This is a genomic window from Streptomyces sp. NPDC045955 (assembly GCF_056430805.1).
In genome coordinates this window covers 255,238-274,074 of sequence record NZ_JBWKKY010000003.1, presented here as the reverse complement: position 1 = coordinate 274,074, position 18,837 = coordinate 255,238, and the positions used below count along the sequence as shown (strand labels likewise).

General features: G+C 72.0%; 14 protein-coding genes. 13 read left to right on the top strand and 1 reads right to left on the bottom strand.

What is annotated here, in order from left to right:
* Positions 1–31 precede the first annotated feature (31 nt).
* The 8 genes from iolC (at position 32) to AC07F0_RS07630 (ending at position 11,521) form a co-directional block, all read left to right on the top strand.
* Entirely contained in the window at positions 32–1,009 is a 978-nt protein-coding gene (gene iolC, locus AC07F0_RS07665) for a 5-dehydro-2-deoxygluconokinase (RefSeq protein WP_478975549.1), read from the top strand.
* 12 nt (positions 1,010–1,021) lie between these two features.
* Positions 1,022–1,900, top strand: a complete 879-nt coding sequence (locus tag AC07F0_RS07660) for a Cgl0159 family (beta/alpha)8-fold protein (protein WP_436727179.1) — start codon at positions 1,022–1,024, stop codon at positions 1,898–1,900.
* A gap of 55 nt (positions 1,901–1,955) precedes the next feature.
* Positions 1,956–2,849 (top strand): 5-deoxy-glucuronate isomerase, encoded by an 894-nt coding sequence (gene iolB / locus AC07F0_RS07655; RefSeq protein ID WP_478975547.1) that lies wholly within the window; start codon positions 1,956–1,958, stop codon positions 2,847–2,849.
* Positions 2,846–4,729, top strand: coding sequence for a 3D-(3,5/4)-trihydroxycyclohexane-1,2-dione acylhydrolase (decyclizing) (gene iolD / locus AC07F0_RS07650; protein WP_478975544.1), 1,884 nt, complete (start codon positions 2,846–2,848; stop codon positions 4,727–4,729). Before iolB ends, iolD begins: the two co-directional genes overlap by 4 nt.
* Before the next feature lie 123 nt (positions 4,730–4,852).
* Positions 4,853–6,349 (top strand): CoA-acylating methylmalonate-semialdehyde dehydrogenase, encoded by a 1,497-nt coding sequence (locus tag AC07F0_RS07645; protein WP_478975541.1) that lies wholly within the window; start codon positions 4,853–4,855, stop codon positions 6,347–6,349.
* Positions 6,350–6,369: 20 nt separating this feature from the next.
* A complete protein-coding gene (locus tag AC07F0_RS07640) occupies positions 6,370–7,155 on the top strand; it encodes a GntR family transcriptional regulator (RefSeq protein ID WP_436727183.1) in 786 nt (261 codons plus the stop codon).
* A gap of 83 nt (positions 7,156–7,238) precedes the next feature.
* Entirely contained in the window at positions 7,239–8,339 is a 1,101-nt protein-coding gene (gene galE, locus AC07F0_RS07635; protein WP_478975538.1) for a UDP-glucose 4-epimerase GalE, read from the top strand.
* Positions 8,340–8,344: 5 nt separating this feature from the next.
* A complete protein-coding gene (locus AC07F0_RS07630) occupies positions 8,345–11,521 on the top strand; it encodes a putative bifunctional diguanylate cyclase/phosphodiesterase (protein WP_478975535.1) in 3,177 nt (1,058 codons plus the stop codon).
* Positions 11,522–11,539: 18 nt separating this feature from the next.
* Here AC07F0_RS07630 and AC07F0_RS07625 read toward each other — a convergent pair whose 3' ends face one another.
* The gene (locus AC07F0_RS07625; protein WP_478975533.1) at positions 11,540–13,348 is read right to left on the bottom strand and encodes a glycoside hydrolase family 15 protein; all 1,809 of its coding nucleotides are present in this window, start codon (positions 13,346–13,348) and stop codon (positions 11,540–11,542) included.
* A gap of 192 nt (positions 13,349–13,540) precedes the next feature.
* On the opposite strand from AC07F0_RS07625, the gene AC07F0_RS07620 reads away from it, so the two are divergent.
* Genes AC07F0_RS07620 through AC07F0_RS07600 form a run of 5 tightly spaced genes read left to right on the top strand, consistent with a single transcriptional unit; the run spans position 13,541 to position 18,835 of the window.
* On the top strand, positions 13,541–14,368 hold the full coding sequence (locus AC07F0_RS07620; RefSeq protein ID WP_478975530.1) for a glycosyltransferase family 2 protein: 828 nt from the start codon (positions 13,541–13,543) through the stop codon (positions 14,366–14,368).
* The gene (locus AC07F0_RS07615; RefSeq protein ID WP_478975527.1) at positions 14,365–15,651 is read left to right on the top strand and encodes a glycosyltransferase family 2 protein; all 1,287 of its coding nucleotides are present in this window, start codon (positions 14,365–14,367) and stop codon (positions 15,649–15,651) included. Before AC07F0_RS07620 ends, AC07F0_RS07615 begins: the two co-directional genes overlap by 4 nt.
* 9 nt (positions 15,652–15,660) lie before the next feature.
* Positions 15,661–17,046 carry a lipopolysaccharide biosynthesis protein gene (locus AC07F0_RS07610; RefSeq protein ID WP_478975524.1) on the top strand — a complete coding sequence of 462 codons (1,386 nt, stop codon included), beginning with the start codon at positions 15,661–15,663 and terminating at the stop codon, positions 17,044–17,046.
* Entirely contained in the window at positions 17,043–18,014 is a 972-nt protein-coding gene (locus tag AC07F0_RS07605) for a glycosyltransferase family 2 protein (protein ID WP_478975521.1), read from the top strand. Before AC07F0_RS07610 ends, AC07F0_RS07605 begins: the two co-directional genes overlap by 4 nt.
* On the top strand, positions 18,011–18,835 hold the full coding sequence (locus AC07F0_RS07600) for a polysaccharide deacetylase family protein (protein ID WP_478975518.1): 825 nt from the start codon (positions 18,011–18,013) through the stop codon (positions 18,833–18,835). Before AC07F0_RS07605 ends, AC07F0_RS07600 begins: the two co-directional genes overlap by 4 nt.
* The last annotated feature ends 2 nt before the right edge of the window (positions 18,836–18,837 follow it).

Below are 18,837 nucleotides of genomic sequence, written 5' to 3'. Positions count from 1 at the left end.
CCGCATCCCCAGCTTCCCGAGGAGGTCGCGCATGGCCGAGCCAGCCCAGTATTTCGACTTGATCACGATGGGCCGCATCGGGGTCGACCTCTATCCCCTCCAGACCGGCGTCCCGCTGCCCCAGGTGGAGACGTTCGGGAAATTTCTGGGAGGTTCGGCGGCCAATGTGGCGGTCGCAGCGGCGCGCCTCGGACGCCGTACGGCCGTGATCACCCGGACCGGCAACGACCCCTTCGGCACCTATCTGCACGAGGAGCTGACGTCCTTCGGCGTGGACGACCGCTGGGTCACCCCGGTCGACGCCTACCCGACGCCGGTCACCTTCTGCGAGATCTTCCCGCCGGACGACTTCCCGCTGTACTTCTACCGCCGCCCCAAGGCTCCCGACCTGGAGATCCACACCGACGAGCTGGACTTCTTCGCGATCCGCGGGGCCCGGATCTTCTGGATCACCGGGACCGGCCTGAGCGAGGAGCCGAGCCGCTCCGCCACGCTCGCCGCCCTCAAGGCCCGCGACAAGGCGGGCATCACCGTCTTCGACCTCGACTGGCGGCCGATGTTCTGGTCCGATCCCGAGGAGGCCCGCCCGTACTACCGCGAGGCGCTGCGCCACGCCACCGTCGCGGTCGGCAACCTCGACGAGTGCGAGATCGCCACCGGCGTGCGCGAACCGCAGGCCTGCGCCGACGCGCTGCTGGAGGCGGGCGTGGAACTGGCCGTCGTCAAGCAGGGCCCCAAGGGCGTCCTGGCCGTGCACCGCGACGGCACCCGGGCCGAGGTGCCGCCGGTGCCGGTCGAGGTGGTCAACGGCCTGGGCGCGGGCGACGCCTTCGGCGGTTCCCTCTGCCACGGCCTGCTCGCCGGCTGGGACCTGGAGAAGACCATGCGGCACGCCAACGCCGCCGGCGCCCTCGTCGCCTCCCGCCTCGCCTGCTCCTCCGCGATGCCCGCCGAGTCCGAGGTCGAGGACCTCCTCGCCACGGTGTCGTCGCCGAGCACGAGTCACTGAACGGAGCCTGCATTGAACATCGGCATCCCCGACCTCACCACGGTCCGGGCCCGCAATCCCGAGGCCGTCGCCGAGGCGGCCGCCCGCCGGGTGCGCCGCCCGCTGATCGGCGACAGCGGCCGGCTGATGATCGTGGCCGCCGACCACCCGGCGCGCGGCGCCCTCGGGGTCGGTGACCGGCGCCTGGCCATGGCCAACCGCGCCGATCTGCTGGAACGGCTCTGCGTCGCGCTGTCGCGGCCCGGGGTCGACGGGGTGCTCGCCACCGCCGACATCCTGGAGGACCTGCTCCTGCTCGGGGTGCTGGAGAACAAGGTCGTCATGGGCTCGATGAACCGCGGCGGTCTGGCCGGCGCCACGTTCGAGATGGACGACCGTTTCACCGGCCACCGCGCCGAGGACATCGCCCGGCTCCGCTTCGACGCGGGCAAGCTCCTGGTGCGCATCGACTACGACGACCCGGGCTCGCTCACCACCCTGGAGTCCACCGCGCGGGCGGTCGACGCCATGGCGGCCCGGCGGCTCCCCCTGTTCGTCGAGCCGTTCATCTCCCGGCGGGTCGACGGAAAGGTGCGCAACGATTTGTCCGCCGAGGCCGTCACCCGGTCCATCGCGATCTCCGCGGGCCTGGGCGGCACCTCCGCCTACACCTGGCTGAAGCTGCCCGTCACCGACGACCCGGACGACATGGCCCAGGTCCTGGAGACCTCCACGCTTCCCGTCGTCCTGCTCGGCGGCGAGGTCGGCGGCGACCAGGAGGGCGCGTACGAACGCTGGCGCAAGGCCCTGCGCCTGCCCACCGTGCAGGGCATGGTCGTCGGGCGCTCGCTGCTCTACCCGGCCGGGGGCAGCGTGGAAGAGGCAGTGGACACGGCCGTCGGTCTGCTGTGAACAGGTCTCAATCTGTCTGTTGTGAGTCGCTCCGCTGTGACCCGAAAGGCACACGATGACGTATCACCTCCCCGCGGGTAAGGCCCTCGGCGGCCCCTACACCGTCGACGTCACGCCCGAGAAGGCCGGCTGGGACCACTCCAGCCTGCGGATCCTGGAGCTGCCGCCGGGCGGCACGCACTCCTTCGAGGCCGGCGACAGCGAGTGGATCGTCGTCCCCCTGGCCGGCGGCTGCACGGTCGCCGTGACGGACGACTTCGGCCAGGACACCTTCGAGCTCCAGGGCCGCAGGGACGTCTTCAGCGGCGTCAGCGACTTCGCGTACGTGCCGCGCGACGCCCGGGCGAGCGTGACCTCCGCCGCCGGCGGCCGGTTCGCGCTGACCGGCGCGCGCTGCACCCGCCGGCTGCCCGCCCGCTACGGCCCCGCCTCCGAGGTGCCCGTGGAGCTGCGGGGCACCGGCAACTGCTCCCGGCAGGTCAACAACTTCGGCGCGGCCGGGGTCTTCGAGTGCGACAAGCTCATCGCGGTCGAGGTGATCACCCCGGGCGGCAACTGGTCGTCGTTCCCGCCGCACAAGCACGACGAGCACCGGCCGGGCGAGGAGTCGGTGCTGGAGGAGATCTACTACTTCGAGTTCGCGGGCCACGACGGCATCCCCGGCCTCGGCTACCAGCGCGTCTCCCCGTCCGGCCCGGGCCGGGACACCGACGTGCTGGCGGAGGTCCGCGACGGCGATGTCGTCCTGATCCCGGACGGCTGGCACGGGCCGTCGATGGCCACGCCCGGCCACCACATGTACTACCTCAACGTCATGGCGGGCCCGGAGGCCGAGCGCGCCTGGCTGATCTGCGACCACCCCGACCACGCCTGGGTCCGCGACACCTGGCCGGACCAGCCGGTCGATCCCCGACTCCCTCTCTACACCGCCCCGGAGACCTCCGCATGAGCGCCACCACCCGCCGACTGACGACCGCCCAGGCGCTGGTGCGGTTCCTGTCCGTCCAGTACACCGAGCGGGACGGCGTGCGGCGCCGGCTGATCGCCGGGACCTGGGGCATCTTCGGCCACGGCAACGTGGCGGGTGTCGGCCAGGCGCTGATGGAGGCAGGCATCGGGCCGGACGCCGTCATGCCGTTCCACCAGGGCCGCAACGAGCAGTCGATGGTGCACGCGGCGGTCGGCTACGCCCGGCAGCTCAACCGCCTGTCCGCGCAGGCCGTGACGACCTCGATCGGCCCGGGCGCCACCAACCTGGTCACCGGTGCCGCCCTGGCGACGATCAACCGGCTGCCGGTGCTGCTGCTGCCCGGCGACTACTTCGCCTCGCACGCCCCCGACCCGCTGCTCCAGCAGCTGGAGCACCCGGTCGAGGCCGACGTGTCGGTCAACGACACCCTGCGCCCGGTGTCGAGGTACTTCGACCGGATCACCCGCCCCGAGGCGCTGATCCCCTCGGCGCTCCAGGCCATGCGCGTGCTGGCCGACCCGGCCGAGACCGGCGCCGTCACCCTGGCCCTGCCGCAGGACGTGCAGGCGGAGGCGTACGACTGGCCGGAGGAGTTCTTCGCCGAGCGCGTCTGGTACGTGCGGCGTCCCGCGCCGGACCCGGTGGAGCTGACCGCGGCCGTCGAGGCGATCCGGTCGGCCGAGCGGCCCCTGATCGTCGCGGGCGGCGGCGTCCACCACAGCGAGGCCGAGGCGGCGCTGAAGGCGTTCACGGACGCCACCGGCATCCCCGTCGCCTCGACCCAGGCGGGCAAGGGGTCGCTCCGCCACGACCACCCCGCCGACCTCGGCGGCATCGGCCACACCGGCACGGCCGTCAGCGACGACCTCGCCCGCACCGCCGACCTCGTCATCGGCGTGGGCACCCGCTACACGGACTTCACCACGGCCTCCGGCACGCTCTTCCAGAACCCGGGCGTGCGGTTCCTCAACCTCAACATCACCGGCTTCGACGCGCACAAACTGGCCGCGCGCACGCTGGTGTGCGACGCGAGGTCCGGCCTCGAAAGGCTGCTGGAGGAGCTCTCCGGCCACCGCGTGAGCGAGGCGTACGAGGCCGAGTACCGCGCCGGCAAGGAGCGCTGGGACGAGATCGTCGAGGCCTCCTACCGCGCCGACGACGAGAGCGCCGTCCCGACCCAGACGCAGGTGCTCGGCGCGCTGGACGCGGCCGTCGGCGACGACGACGTGGTGATCAACGCGGCCGGCTCGCTCCCCGGCGACCTGCACAAGCTGTGGCGCTCCCGCAGCCCGCGCCAGTACCACCTGGAATACGGCTACTCCTGCATGGGCTACGAGATCCCGGCCGGCATCGGCGTCCAGCAGGCCGCCCCGGGTACGCCGGTGTGGGCGCTGGTCGGCGACGGCACCTACCTGATGATGCCGACGGAGATCGTCACGGCCGTCCAGGAGGGCCTGCCCCTCAACATCGTCCTGCTCCAGAACCACGGCTACGCCTCCATCGGCGGTCTGTCGGAGGAGACCGGCGGCGAGCGGTTCGGCACCGCCTACCGCTTCCGGGCCGCCGACGGCACCTTCACCGGCGCCCCGCTGCCCGTCGACCTGGCCGCCAACGCGGCCAGCCTCGGCATGGACGTACTGCGCGCCAAGACGGTGCGCGAGCTGCGCGAGGCGCTGGCCTCGGCCCGTGCCTCCGACCGGCCGACGTGCGTGTACGTCGAGACCGACCCGGCTCCGACCGCTCCCCCGGCCGAGGCCTGGTGGGACGTGCCGGTGGCCGAGACCGCCTCCCGCGAGGCCGCCGTCGAGGCCCGCGAGCGCTACGACCGGCAGGTCGCCGGACGCCGTCGCCACCTCTGAACTCCCGCCAGGTGCCGTCGCCACCTCTGAACTCCCGCGAAGTGCCGTCGCCACTTCTGAACACCCGCGAAGTCCCCGCGAACTCCCCGTGACATCAGGCTCCACGAAAGGCCCTTGCTCCTCATGAAGACCATCACCCACTGGATCGACGGCAAGCCCGTCGAGGGCACCTCCGGCCGCTTCGGCCCCGTCTACAACCCGGCCACCGGCGCCCAGGAGAAGCAGGTCGCGTTCGCGGCCGTCGACGAGGTGGACGCCGCCGTCGCCTCCGCCAAGGCCGCTTTCGAGTCCTGGGGGGAGTCCTCGCTCGCCAAGCGCACGGCGGTGCTGTTCAAGTACCGCGAGCTGCTGGACGCCCACCGCGACGAGATCGCCGAGCTGATCACCGCCGAGCACGGCAAGGTGCACTCCGACGCGCTCGGCGAGGTCGCGCGCGGCATGGAGATCGTGGAGCTCGCGTGCGGGATCAGCGTCCAGCTCAAGGGCGAGCTGTCCACGCAGGTCTCCACCCGGGTCGACGTCGCCTCGATCCGTCAGCCGCTGGGCGTGGTCGCGGGCATCACCCCGTTCAACTTCCCGGCGATGGTGCCGATGTGGATGTTCCCGCTGGCCATCGCGTGCGGCAACACGTTCGTGCTGAAGCCGTCGGAGAAGGACCCGTCGGCCTCCTTCCGCCTGGCCGAGCTGGCCTCCGAAGCGGGCCTGCCGGACGGCGTCCTGAACGTCGTGCAGGGCGACAAGACCGCCGTGGACCGCATTCTGGAGCACCCGGACATCGAGGCGGTCTCCTTCGTCGGCTCGACGCCGATCGCCAAGTACATCCAGCTCAAGGCCGTCGAGCACGGCAAGCGGGTGCAGGCCCTGGGCGGCGCCAAGAACCACATGCTGGTCCTGCCCGACGCCGACCTGGACCACGCCGCCGACCAGGCGATCAACGCGGCGTACGGCTCGGCGGGCGAGCGCTGCATGGCCGTGTCGGTCGTGGTCGCGGTCGGCGACACCGGTGACGAGCTGGTCGGCAAGATCGCGGAGCGCGCGAAGAACCTGAGGATCGGCCCCGGCGACGACCCGGCGTCCGAGATGGGCCCGCTGATCACCCGCGAGCACCGCGACAAGGTGGCGTCGTACGTGGCGTCGGCCGCCGAGCAGGGCGCACAGGTCGTGGTCGACGGCACCGGCTTCTCGGTCGAGGGCCACGAGGACGGCTTCTTCCTCGGCGTCTCCCTCCTGGACCGGGTGCCGCTGACGGCGGACGCGTACCGGGACGAGATCTTCGGCCCGGTGCTGTGCGTGGTCCGCGCGGAGACGTACGAGGAGGCCATCAAGCTGATCAACGACTCCCGCTGGGGCAACGGCACCGCGATCTTCACCCGGGACGGCGGCGCGGCCCGCCGCTTCCAGCTGGAGGTCAAGGCGGGCATGGTGGGCGTCAACGTGCCGATCCCGGTCCCGGTCGGCTACCACTCCTTCGGCGGCTGGAAGGACTCGCTCTTCGGCGACCTGCACATCTACGGCAACGATGGCATCGCCTTCTACACCCAGGGCAAGGTGATCACCACGCGCTGGCCGGACCCGGCCGACGCCGGCGGCATCAATCTCGGTTTCCCGAGCAACTCCTGACGCCGAAGGGGGGATCATCCATGGCGAGGACCGGTGGCCGGGCCCGCACCGCGGCCGCTCCCGCGCTCAGCTCGCTGGACTTCGCCCTGGACCGGGGCAGCCCCGTGCCGCTGTACTACCAGCTCGCGCAGCAGCTGGAGGCGGCGATCGAGCACGGGGTCCTCGCCCCGGGGGACCTCCTGGGCAACGAGGTCGACCTCTCGGTGCGCCTCGGACTGTCCCGTCCCACGGTCCGCCAGGCCATCCAGTCCCTCGTCGACAAGGGGCTGCTGGTCCGGCGGCGCGGCGTGGGCACGCAGGTGGTGCACAGCCAGGTCAAGCGCCCGCTCGAGCTGAGCAGCCTCTACGACGACCTGGAGGAGGCCGGGCAGGGGCCCACCACACAGGTCGTGCGCCACGAGGTCGTCCCGGCCTCCTGCGACGTGGCCGCCGCCCTCGGCGTCGCGGAAGGCAGCGAGGTCACCGTCCTGGACCGGCTGCGCTGCACGCACGGCCAGCCGGTGGCCCTGCTGTGCAACTACCTGCCGACGTCTCTCGTGCCCCTCGACGACACACGCCTGGAGTCGACGGGCCTGTACCGGGTGATGCGCTCGGCGGGCATCACCCTGCACAGCGCCCGGCAGCGCGTCAGCGCCCGAGCGGCCACCGCGCAGGAGGCCGCCCGGCTGGACGAGGAGGAGGGCGCGGCGCTGCTCACCATGCAGCGCACGGCCTACGACGACACGGGTCGCGCGGTCGAGTACGGGACGCACCTCTACCGGGCGTCGCGGTACACGTTCGACTTCCAGTTGCTGGTGAGGCCTTGACCGGACCCCGAACCCGGGTGCAAAGTCGTACATATACACCGTAAACATACGGTGCCTGACCGCACCTGACGCGGGAGTCTGGCATGGCCCGCAGGAACCAGTCGCCGACCGCCCGAGGGCCCGGATCCTCCTGGGCACCCTCGACAGTCCTCGTCACGGGCGGGGCCGGTTTCATCGGCAGCCACACCTGCGTGGAACTGCTCGACCACGGCTACGAGGTGATCGTGGTCGACGACTACTCCAACAGCACTCCGCAGGTCTTCGCCCGGGTGGAACGGATCGCCGGCCGCTTCGTCGGCGCCGTCTACGAACTGGACATCCGTGATCGGCACGCCCTCTCAGCCGTCTTCGACCGACACTCCGTGGACGCCGTCGTGCACTTTGCCGCGCACAAGGCCGGGGGCGCGTCGACGCGGATGCCCATCCAGTACTACGACACCAACGTCGGCGGCACCACCGCCCTGCTGCGGACCATGCACGAGCACGGCGTGCACCGGCTGGTCTATCCGTCCTCCTGCTGGGTCTACGGCGACGCCGGGCGCGGTCCGCTCGACGAGAACACGCCCGTCCGGCCCGGCACGCCGTACGCGGCCTCGAAGTGGATCTGCGAACAGATCCTCGCCGACATCTGCCGCCGAGATCCCGGCTACACGGTGGTGTGCCTGCGTTATCCCGTGCCGGCCGGGGCCCACCCCAGCGGTCTGCTCGGCGAGGACCCGCGCCACACACCCGAGAACCTGCTGCCGTACCTCGCGCAGGTGGCCGTCGGCCGGCGCGAGCGGCTCCGCGTGTTCGGCACCGACTATCCGACCCGCGACGGCACCGGGATCCGGGACTATCTGCACGTGATGGACGCCGTCGAGGCGCACCGCGTGGCGCTGGACCACCTGGGCGGTGCCCCGGGCATGCACGTGTACAACCTGGGAGGAGGCTCGGGCAGCTCGGTCCTCGATGTCATCACGGCGTTCTCCCGGGCCAGCGGCAGGTCGATCCCGTACGACATCGCGCCGCGCCGCCCCGGAGACGTCGCCGAGCTGGTGGCCGACGCGACGGCCGTGGGGCGTGCCTGGGGCTGGCATCCCACCCGGGATCTCACCGACGTGTGCCTGGACGCCTGGCATTTCCAGCGACTCAACCCGCACGGTTACGAGGACACCGCGCGGGGGCCGGAGAAGAAGGAGTAGCCGCCATGCGGCCCCTGGCTTTCCGCGCGACCCGTATGGTGAGCCGCATCCGGCGTCCGAAGACGTCATCGGCCCGCAGGCTGATGGCCGCCTACCTCGTGCCGGCCGGCATCCTCACCGTGCTCGGGATGAGCGTCCCGGTGCTTCGGACACCGCTGTGGGCCCTCATCGGCCTGTCGGGGGTGACCGCCGTCGTCGTCGGGGTGCGGGTCCACCGGCCCCTGCATCGCCGGCCGTGGCTGGTGCTCGCCGCCGGGTTGCTGGCCTTCACCGCGGGCGCCACCTACGGCAACGCACAGCAAGCGTACTTCTCCACGCCGCATGCGTTCCCCTCCCCGGCAGACGCCGGTTACCTCGTCGCGTTCGGCCTTTTCGCCGTGAGCCTGTCCGGTCTGGTGCGCTGGAGGGGCCGTGACCTACCCGGTCTTCTCGACGCCCTGGTCATCACGGTCGGCCTCGCACTGCCCGTGTGGGTGTACCTGCTGCAGCCGCTCGCCCGGCAGGAAGGACTCACGTGGCAGCAGCGCCTGGTCAGCGTCGCCTCCCCGCTCGGGGACGTCCTGCTGCTCGCCCTCCTCGCCCGGCTCGTCGCCCGCGGCGGCTCCGGGCCGGGCGCCCGGCCGTCCGTCCAGCTGCTCGTCCTGGGCATCTGCGCCCTGTTCGGCTTCGACACCGCCCGCGGCGTCCTCCAGCTGAACGGCACCTGGCAGGCGGGCACGCCGCTGGACGCCGGCTGGATCGTGTTCTGCACGGCGTGCGGCCTCGCCGCGCTGCATCCCTCCATGGCTCGGCTGACCGCCCCGGACTCCCTGTCGCCGTCCCTGCTGCCACCCCTGTGGCGGCTGCTGCTGCTCGCCGCCGCGACCCTGATCCCGCCCACGATCCTCGTCCACGAGGAGAGCCTGGGTCTGGCCTACGACGCCACCGTGCTGGCCGCGTTCTCCGGGGCGCTGTTCGTGCTGGTGATCCTCCGGCTCGCTCTGATGGTCGTCGCGCACCGCCGGGCCATGACGCGAGAGCTGGCCCTGCGCACCGCGGCCGCGTCCCTGGTCGGCACATTCTGGCCGGCGGAGGTCGAGCGGGTGTGCGACGACGCGGTCACCGCCCTCTTCGGGCCGCAGGGCCGGCACGTGACCCTGCTCCTGTCGGCCGGGGAGGCCCGGGACCTCTACGCGCGCCTGGCGCGCTGCCCCGCCTGGGAAGACGGCCCCGGTGCCACGCGAGACGGGGCCGCCGAGGTGGCCCGGGGCCGCACCGTCATGGTTCCGGTCGACGCACTCGGGCCCGAGATCGCCGCCCGGCTCGGCGCGCTGCCGACTGCCCTGCTCTGCCCCATGGTCCAGTCCGCGCGGCCGGCCGGCAGCGAGCTCCCGGGCTCGCTGCTGGCGGCCGGGTCCGAACGCGAGCTCAGCGAGATGCGCGGCTCGCTGGAGCTGCTCGCCTCACATGTGGGGCTCGCGACGGAACGCATCGCTCTGCGACGGGAGGTGAACCGCAAGGAGAACGAGGCGTACTTCCGCACGCTCGTGCACAACGCCTCGGACGTCATCCTCATCGTCGACGACGACACCACCGTCCGCTACGCCAGTCCGTCCGCGCCGAGCGTGTTCGGCAGCACCGAACTCACCGGCATCCGGCTGCCGGACCTGGTGGACCCCTTGGAACAGGACCGGGTCGTCCGGACCCTGGCGGCCACGAGCGACATCGGCCCGCAGGAAGCGCACGACAGCTGGCGGGTGCTCCGGGACACGGACCGCATCGAGGTGGAGGTGCGCTGCCGCGACCTGCGCCGGGACCCGACCGTGGGCGGCCTCGTCGTCACCCTGCGGGACGTCACCGAGCAGCGGCAGCTGGAGCACGAACTCACCCGGAGGGCCTTCCACGACTCCCTGACCGGCCTGCCCAACCGCGCCCTGCTGCTGGAGCGGACCGAACGCGCGCTGCGCCGGGGCCACCGGGAGTCGACGACCACCTGCCTGCTCTTCGTCGACCTGGACGACTTCAAGATCGTCAACGACACGCTCGGCCACGCGGTCGGCGACCGGCTGCTGTGCGCCGTGGCCGAGCGCCTGTCGGGGACGCTGCGCCGTACCGACACCGCGGCGCGGCTCGGCGGCGACGAGTTCGCCGTGCTGGTCGAGGACGCGGAGCAGCCCCTCGACGCCGAAGTGCTGGCCGCCCACGTGGTCCGGACGCTGAGCCGGCCGTTCCATCTGGATGTGGAGACGGTGAGCGTCTCGGCCAGCGTGGGTGTGGCCACGGCGGAGGACAGCACGGACGCCGGGGACCTGCTGGCCCTGGCCGACCTGGCCCTCTACGCGGCCAAGACGTCCGGCAAGCGCACCTGGCGCCGGTTCCGGCCCCACCAGCGGATTCGCGTGGTGGAGCGGCACGACCTGCAGGCACGGCTCGACCAGGCGGTGAGGAAGGAGCAGTTCGGCATGCGCTATCAGCCGGTGGTGGACCTCGCGGGGGGCGAGGTCGTGGGCTTCGAGGCTCTCGTCCGCTGGCCGGAACTCGGACCCGATCCGGTCCCACCGGGGCAGTTCATCCCGCTCGCCGAGGAGACCGGGCACATCTCGGCGCTGGGCGCCTGGGTGCTGCGCAGGGCCACGGCCGACCTCGCCCGGCTCCAGCACCGCACGCCGGGGTTCGCCCCGCCGTACCTCAGCGTCAACGTGTCCGCCCGGCAGTGGCGGGACAACAGCTTCCTGGACGAGGTGTGCACCGCCCTGGACACCACCGGCCTCGCCATGGGCACGCTGCAGCTGGAACTCACCGAGTCGGTGCTCATGCGGCGGACCGAGCAGATCGAGGCGCAGATCCAGGCACTGAAGGACCGCGGGGTGCGCATCGCGGTCGACGACTTCGGCACCGGGTTCTCCTCGCTGCGCTATCTCCGGGACTTCCCCATCGACGTACTGAAAATCGACAAGTCGTTCATCGACGGCGTCCCGCAGGACCCCCAGCAGGTCGCCCTGGTCGAGGGCATCGTCCATCTCGCCGACACCCTGGGCCTCCAGGTGATCGCCGAGGGCATCGAGGAGGAGCCGCAGCAGGAACTGCTGGCGGGCATCGGATGCCGGTACGGGCAGGGTTTCCTGTTCGCCCGGCCCTCGACGCTGGAACAGGGCGAGGCCTTGGTGCGGCAGCGCAACGACGGGCACCGGACGGCCGGTTGAGGGCGAGGACCGCCGACTTCACCACCGGGCCCGCGGACTTCGCCGGCTCCACGGGGACGCCGGTGACAGTCCGAACGCCGTCTCCACCAGCGCGATGTGACTGAACGCCTTTGGCGCGTTGCCGAGTTGGCGGCCCGTGACCGGGTCCCACTGCTCGGCCAGCAGACCGACGTCATTACGGGTGGCGAGGACCCGTTCGAAGGCCTCTTGTGCTTGCCTCCGGTGCCCTGTGGCGGCGAGGGCGTCGGCGTACCAGAGGGAGCAGGAGACGAAAGTGCCCTCGGTGTCGTCCGGTTCATCCGGCCCGGCGCCCTGCGTGTACCGCCGGACGAACCCGCCGTGATCGAGCCGGCTCAGTGCGCGCACGGTGGCGCACACCCGCTCGTCACCGGCGGGCAGGAACCCGACCCGGGGGATGAGCAGCGCCGAGGCGTCCAGGCCGGGTGCGCCGTAGGACTGCACGAAGGACCGCTGAGTGGTGTCCCAACCCTCCCGGCAGACCTCCCGGTGCACCTCCTCGCGCATGGCCCGCCACTGCCCGGAGGAGCCATTGCGCCCGAGCAACTCGCCCATGCGCACGGCGCGGTCGGCGGCCACCCACGTCATGACCTTGGAGTGCACGAACTGGTGTCGCCGGCCGCCGACCTGCCACAGGCCCTGGTCCGGTTCGCGCCAGTGCCGCAGCAGGAATCCCATGAGCGACTCGACCAGCTCCCACACATGGGCCGGCATCGGGATGCCCGCGCGCAGCGAGAGCCACAGCGTGTCCATGACTTCGCCGTAAAGGTCCAGTTGGAAGCAGCTGACCGCCGAGGTCCCGAACCGCACGGGCTGGGAGCCCTCGTAACCCGGCAGCCAGGGGGCTTCGGTCTCGGGCAGCAGCCGCTGCCCCTTGACGCCGTAGACCGTCTGCAGGTCGGCGGGGTCCCCCGCGATGGCCCGCACCAGCCAGTCGAGCCAGGCCGTGGCCTCGTCCCGGTATCCACTGCGCAGCAGGCAGGACAGGGTCCGGCTGGAGTCGCGCAGCCAGCAGAACCGGTAGTCCCAGTTGCTCTCGCCGCCGATGCGTCCGGGCAGCGAGGTGGTGGGGGCGGCGACGATGCCGCCCGTGGGGGCGTAGGTGAGGGCCTTGAGCGTGATGAGCGAACGCACCACGGCGTCCCGCCACGGTCCCTGGTAGCGGCACCGGGCGGCCCAGCGACGCCAGAAGTCGGCGGTCTCCTTCAGGGCGGTCTCCGCCGGGACGGACATGGGCGTCGGAGAGGCGGGGCGGTGCGAGGGGGTCCATCCCAGGGTGAGGGCCAGCCGGCGCCCGGCCGTGACGGTGAATTCCCAGACGGTGGCGTCCTGGTCGCCCCGGTCCCGCACATGGCCGTCGGCGCCGAGCCAGACGGCGTCCGGGCCGGCGACCGCGACGGTGCAGTGGCCGACGTCCCGGATCCAGGGCACGACCCGGCCCTGGTGGAAGCGGAGCCGCAGGTCGCTGCGCAGGTCCACGGTGCCCGACAGGCCCTCGACGAGCCGGACGATGCACGGTACGTCGGCCCGCGGAGGCATCAGGTCGGTCACGCGCACCGTCCCCGTGGGGGTTTCCCAGACGGAGTCGAGGACCAGCGTGTCGGCGCGATAGGAGCGGCGGGCGCAGTGGCCGCCGGAGACGGGGGCCAGGCGCCAGTGTCCGTTGTCCTCGGTGCCCAGCAGGGCCGCCAGGCAGGCCGGCGAGTCGAAGCGTGGCAGGCAGAGCCAGTCGATCGACCCGTCCCGGCCGACCATGGCGGCCGTCTCCAGATCGCTGACGAGGGCGTATTCCTCGATGGGTGCATTCATGATCGGGGGTTACGCCGACGTGCACTTTGCCTCCTTCCACCCTACGCCGGACATAACGCCCCGCACAGACTTCCCCGGCCGCGGGCAACAGGCAGCTCTTGACCTCAGAAACAAAAGGGGGAATATGTACGTATACGCCGTAAATATATGTCGTCTCCTTCACGGGGACGTAGCACCGGAAGACACGGCATCATGGAAAACACGCATCGTCTGACCGAGCACCCCTCCTTCGTCGCCCAGGCCGGCGCCAGCGGCTCCGCCCGCACCGATCGGACCGCGCACCCCCTGCGCCGGGCCGGGGACCGCCCGCCGCCCCGCGCCACCGTGAGCCTGGTCGTCCCCGCCCGCAACGAGGCGCGCAACATCCCCTGGGTCTTCGAGCAGATCCCGGACTGCGTCGACGAGGTCATCCTGGTCGACGGGGACTCCGCCGACTGCACGGTGCACATGGCGACCCGGTGCCTGCCGACCGTCCGCCACGTCGAGCAGAGCGGCCCGGGCAAGGGGAACGCCCTGCGCACCGGCTTCCTCGCCGCGACCGGCGACTACGTCGTGATGATGGACGCGGACGGCAGCATGCTGCCCGGTGAGATCCCGCACTACCTGCACTTCCTCGACAACGGCTTCGACTTCGTCAAGGGCTCCAGGTTCATCGCGGGCGGCGGCTCCCTCGACATCACGCGTATCCGGCGGCTCGGCAACCAGGTGCTGCTGGCCGCCGTGAACCACCTCTACGACGCCAAGCTGACGGATCTGTGCTACGGGTTCTGCGCCTTCCGCCGCGACTTCCTCGACGACCTCGACCTGCACTCCTCGGGGTTCGAGATCGAGACCGAGATGATCGCGCACGCCCTGCGTTCGGGGCTGCGCATCGCCGAGGTGCCGAGCCTCGAACTGCCCCGGCGCAGCGGACGTTCCAACCTGCACGCGATCTCGGACGGCCGCCGGGTGCTGCGCACGCTGCTGTCCGAGCGGCCCGGGGCCCGGCCTACCCAACGGGCCGCAAGGGGCCTGGCATGAGCGCCACGCGGCGCCCGGCGGTCCCTTCCCGCTCTCCGGCGACGAAACCAGGTCCGGCCGAGCGGGCGTACGCGCCGGTCGCGGTCGTCGACATGGATCTGACACGACCCAACGATTTCCGCCGGCCCGGGGGCCCGGGACCGGTCCGCCCGACGGCGCCGGTGCTGGCCCTGGTGCGGCTGCGCGGCCGTCCCCTGGGGCTGGTCACGGTAGCCGGCGAAAAGGGCGGCACGCCCGAGGACCTGTGGCGGTCGGCGGCGGACACGGCACGGCAGCGGTTCCCGCTTCCGTACACGGGAAGTCCCGGCCGGACAGGCGTGCTCGCGCCGCCATCCATGAGCGTGATCATCGCGACGCACAACCGGCCACGGATGCTCCGGGAGTGCCTGAACTCCCTGCTGCGGGTGGACTATCCGCACTTCGAGGTGATCGTCGTGGACAACGCCCCGGCCGACGACGCGGCCGAGCGGCTGGTCCGCGACGCGTACGGGGGCCGGGTGCGCTACGTCCGGGAGCCGACGGCAGGCCTGGCCCACGCGCACAACCGGGGCCTGGCCGCCGCTTGCGGCGAGATCGCCGCCTTCACCGACGACGACACCCTGGTCGATCCGGGTTGGCTCACCGCAATCGCGGAGGGCTTCGCCCAGGATCCCGGCGTCAGCTGCGTCACCGGACTCATCGTCCCGGCCGAGTTGGAGACCGCGGCCCAGGCGGCGCTGGAGCACCATGGCGGTTTCGCCAAGGGGTACGCACCGCGCACCTGGTCCCTGCGCGACCCGCCGAAGGACCCCCTGTTCCCGTTCACGGCGGGGCGCTTCGGCTCCGGCACCAACATGGCCTTCCGCATGTCCACGCTGCGGGCGCTGGGCGGCTTCGACCCGGCCACGGGTACCGGGACCCCGGCCCACGGCGGCGACGACCTGCTCGCCTTCTTCCGGATCCTGACGGCCGGTCACACCCTGGCCTACCAGCCGGACGCGATCGTCTGGCACCGCCACCGCCGCACGCAAGACGCCCTGGACGCCCAGGCGTTCGGCTACGGGGCCGGTCTCGGCGCGTACCTCACCGGCGCCCTGGTGAACGAGCCCCGCATGATCCCGGCCCTGCTGCGCAGGCTGCCCCGCGGCGTCCGGTACGCCCTGGCACAGACGCACCGGTCGGCGCACGCGGACAACCCCCGGACACGACGGCTCGCCCACCTGGAACTGCGCGGCCTGCTGTACGGGCCGGTCGGCTATCTCCGCAGCCGCCGCCGGAACCGCACCGGCAGCGCCGGGGCCTGAGGAGAGATTGTGTACACGACTCAGGACACCATGCCCGGGGAGACAACCGACAGCCCCGAGGCCACGGACACACCCGGCCCGGGGCGGTCTCTGACCACGGCGGTGCGCGCCGGGATCGCCCGCGTCCTGCCCAGCGAGCCGCTGGTGCGCAACGGCCATCTGCTGGCGATCAGTTCTCTGGTCAACGCGGGAGTCGGCGCGATTTTCTGGCTGTTCGCCACCCACTGGTACGACGACGAGGTCGTGGGCGTGAGTTACTCCGCCCTGTCCGCGTCCCTGCTCCTGGCCAACATCGGCCAGCTCAACCTCAACGACTTCCTGATCCGGTTCCTGCCGTGCTCCGGACGCCAGACCCGCAGACTGCTGCTCACCTGCTACGCGGTGACCGCGTCGTGGAGCGCCGTGGTCTGCCTCGTCTTCGTCCTCCTCGTGCCCGCCCTCTCGCCCGAACTGGCCTTCCTGCGCGACCCCTTGGTCGCGGTCTGGTTCGTGGCGGCGACCGCCGCGTACACCATCTTCGTCCTGCAGGACGGGGCACTGACGGCCATGCGCCGCCCTGGCTGGGTGGTGGCGGAGAACATGGTCTTCGCGTTCGTCAAGATCGCGCTGCTCGCCGGTGGCGCGCTCCTGGTCCTGAAGACCGGGATCCTGCTGTCCTGGGCGGGAGCCCTGCTCGTCTCCCTTCTCGTGGCCAACTACCTCCTGCTGCGACGGGCGGTGCCACGCCACGAACGGGAGAACCCGGACGCCGTGCGCCCGCCGCGGCTGCTCAGCTACGCCGCGGCCGACTACACGGGCTCCCTGTTCCGCATGGCCGCTTACACGCTCGTGCCCCTGATGGTGCTGAGCGCCCTCGGGGCGAAGCAGAGCGCTTACTTCTCACTCGCCTGGATCATCGGCTACGTGCTGTTCCTGGTGGTGCGCAACATGGGCAGCTCGCTGGTCGTCGAGGCGGTGCGCCGCCCCGAACGGCTGGCGGAACACGGGCTGCGGGTGCTGCGCCACTCCGGGATGCTGCTGGCCATCGGTGTCGCCGTGATCGTCGCCGCGGCCCCATGGATCCTGAAGCTGTTCGGGCCCGGCTACGCCGAGAACGGCACCACCCTGCTGCGTCTGCTCGCCCTCTCCGCACTACCCAACCTGGTGTTCAGCGTGGCCGTGGACGTGTTGCGTGCCCGCCGGCGCATGCGCTTGGTGGTCGCGCTGCAGGTCGCCCTGTGCGTGCTGGTGCTGGGGCTGGTGCATCTGCTGCTGCCGGTGCTCGGGGTGACAGGCGCGGGTGTCGCCTGGCTGGCGGCGGAGTGCCTCATCGCCACGTATTTGCTGATCTGGCGGTCCCGCTGGCTGACGGCCCCCTCCCGGCAGGACGCCATGAACTCCGGGAGTACCTCATGAACACCGCACCGAGCCTCTCCGTCATCGTGTGCGCCTACACGCTCGGCCGCTGGGAGGACATCCAGGCCGCCATCGCCTCCATCCAGTCCCAGGGCCGTCCGCCGGACGAGGTCCTGCTGGTCGTCGACCACTGCCCGGGACTCCACCGCCTCGCCGCCCGCATGCTGCACGGCGTCCGGGTGCTGCCCAACCAGCAGCACAAGGGCCTGTCCGGCGCCAGGAACACCGGCGTCGAGGCGGCCGTCGGGGATGTGGTGGCCTTCCTCGACGACGACGCCACCGCACATCCGTCATGGACGGCCCGCATCCTGGCGGACCACCGCGATCCGCGGGTCGCCGGGGTCGGTGGGCTCGTCGTGCCCTGGTGGGAGACGGACCGGCCGCCCTGGTTCCCCCCGGAGTTCGACTGGGTGGTCGGCTGCTCGTACCGCGGACTGCCCGAAGAACCCGCACCGATCCGCAACTTCATCGGGGCCAACATGTCCTTCCGCAGGGATGTGCTCCGCGCGGCCGGCGGCTTCCGCACGGACCTGGGCCGGGTGGGGACCCGGCCCCTCGGGTGCGAGGAGACCGAACTGTGCCTGCGCATCAGGTCCCGCCGCCCGGACGCCGTCCTGCTCTACGACCCCTCGGTCGCCGTCCGGCACCGCGTCCCCGCCACACGCGCCACATGGTCGTACTTCCGGGCCCGCTGCTACGCCGAGGGGCTCTCCAAAGCCTTGGTGGCGAGGTACAGCGAGGGCGCCGCCCCCCTGTCCAGCGAGCGCGCCTACCTCACGTCGACCATCCCCCGCGCCTACCGCGAGGCCCTCCGCCGCGCCCGGCCGGCCCCGGCGCGGACGGTCCTCGCCCTGACCCTCGGTGTCGGCGCCACCGCCGCAGGTTACGCCGTGGGCTCGGTGCGCACCCGGCGCTCCACGCCCGCTGAACCGGCCCACCGCGTTCCGGCGAGGGAGCGGGCGGCATGACGCACCACCCCGTCCCCGTCTTCTTGTACCACTCGGTGTCCGCCGACCCCGCGTCGTGGATCGCCCCCTTCACGGTGCGCCCGCGGGTCTTCGCCGAGCAGCTCGATCTCCTCACGGACAGCGGTCTCGAGATCGTCCCGCTGCGGCGCCTGGTCGCCGCGCTGCGCGGCGGTCCGCCGCTGCCGCCCCGCTCGGCCGTGCTGACCTTCGACGACGGGTTCGCGGACTTCCACTCCACCGTGGCTCCGCTGCTCGCCGCCCGGGGGCTGCCGGCGACCCTCTACGTCACGACGGGCGCGCTGGGTGGACCGTCCTGGCCGCCGGAGAGGGGCAGTCTCCTCCCGCCCGCACCGATGCTGACCTGGCGTCAGGTGCGGGAAGTGGACTTGCTCGTCGAGATCGGCGGGCACACCCGGAGCCACCCCCAGCTGGACACTCTCCTGCGGCAGGACGCCCGGGAAGAGGTCGAGGGCTGCAAGGCCCGTCTGGAGGACGCCCTCGGGCATCGTGTCGACGCCTTCGCCTACCCTCATGGCTACTCCAGCCGCTCGGTCCGCCGGCTGGTGGACGAGGCGGGCTGGACCTCGGCCACGGCCGTCCGCTACGGCTTCAGCTCCGGCGCGGACGAACCCTTGCGTATTGCCCGGCTGATGGTGCGCGCCGACACCACCCGGGACCGCTTCCTGGCCTGGGCACACGGCGCGGGCGCGCCCGTGGCTCCGTTCCCCGAGCGGGCCAGGACCAAGGCCTGGCGCGGCTACCGGCGCCTGCTGGCCGGCATCGACCACCCCTACCCATCGCTGCCCACGCACGCCGGGTGAGG

Excerpts from the sequence above, each read along its gene's own strand:
- iolC (WP_478975549.1), top strand. The coding sequence starts at position 32 with ATGGCCGAGCCAGCCCAGTATTTCGACTTGATCACGATGGGCCGCATC.
- iolB (WP_478975547.1), top strand. The coding sequence starts at position 1,956 with ATGACGTATCACCTCCCCGCGGGTAAGGCCCTCGGCGGCCCCTACACC.
- iolD (WP_478975544.1), top strand. The coding sequence starts at position 2,846 with ATGAGCGCCACCACCCGCCGACTGACGACCGCCCAGGCGCTGGTGCGG.
- AC07F0_RS07645 (WP_478975541.1), top strand. The coding sequence starts at position 4,853 with ATGAAGACCATCACCCACTGGATCGACGGCAAGCCCGTCGAGGGCACC.
- AC07F0_RS07640 (WP_436727183.1), top strand. The coding sequence starts at position 6,370 with ATGGCGAGGACCGGTGGCCGGGCCCGCACCGCGGCCGCTCCCGCGCTC.
- galE (WP_478975538.1), top strand. The coding sequence starts at position 7,239 with ATGGCCCGCAGGAACCAGTCGCCGACCGCCCGAGGGCCCGGATCCTCC.
- AC07F0_RS07630 (WP_478975535.1), top strand. The coding sequence starts at position 8,345 with ATGCGGCCCCTGGCTTTCCGCGCGACCCGTATGGTGAGCCGCATCCGG.
- AC07F0_RS07625 (WP_478975533.1), bottom strand. The coding sequence starts at position 13,348 with ATGAATGCACCCATCGAGGAATACGCCCTCGTCAGCGATCTGGAGACG.
- AC07F0_RS07620 (WP_478975530.1), top strand. The coding sequence starts at position 13,541 with ATGGAAAACACGCATCGTCTGACCGAGCACCCCTCCTTCGTCGCCCAG.
- AC07F0_RS07615 (WP_478975527.1), top strand. The coding sequence starts at position 14,365 with ATGAGCGCCACGCGGCGCCCGGCGGTCCCTTCCCGCTCTCCGGCGACG.
- AC07F0_RS07605 (WP_478975521.1), top strand. The coding sequence starts at position 17,043 with ATGAACACCGCACCGAGCCTCTCCGTCATCGTGTGCGCCTACACGCTC.
- AC07F0_RS07600 (WP_478975518.1), top strand. The coding sequence starts at position 18,011 with ATGACGCACCACCCCGTCCCCGTCTTCTTGTACCACTCGGTGTCCGCC.